Source organism: Stenotrophomonas sp. C3(2023), from assembly GCF_032911385.1.
Lineage (GTDB): Bacteria > Pseudomonadota > Gammaproteobacteria > Xanthomonadales > Xanthomonadaceae > Stenotrophomonas.
Window position 1 is genome coordinate 1 of the sequence record NZ_JAWJLO010000022.1, and the last position, 233, is coordinate 233.

Genomic DNA, 233 nt, shown 5'->3' on the forward strand with positions numbered 1-233 from the left:
CCGATGTTGTCCAGCACCGTCGGGTCCTTGACCGTCGGATTGTTCGGGTCCGCATCATCGATGATCACCGGATTGCTCGGATCGACGACACCGGCAAACAGCATCGAGTTCTTGATCGACTCCTGGCGCATCCAATCGGCGGCGCTGGCCAGTGCTTCCTTGGAGATCGCACTGGTGGCTGAGCCGGTCACCGCACCGATCAGGATGTTGAGCATCTTCTCCTGCGTGCGCAG

At 60.5% G+C, this 233-nt stretch carries 1 protein-coding gene; it reads right to left on the reverse strand.

Annotated elements, in window-relative coordinates; all coding sequences use genetic code 11:
* On the reverse strand, nt 1–215 hold a 215-nt coding region (locus RZA67_RS16435), incomplete at its 3' end, for a hypothetical protein (RefSeq protein ID WP_317214134.1).
* Nucleotides 216–233: the final 18 nt, after the last annotated feature.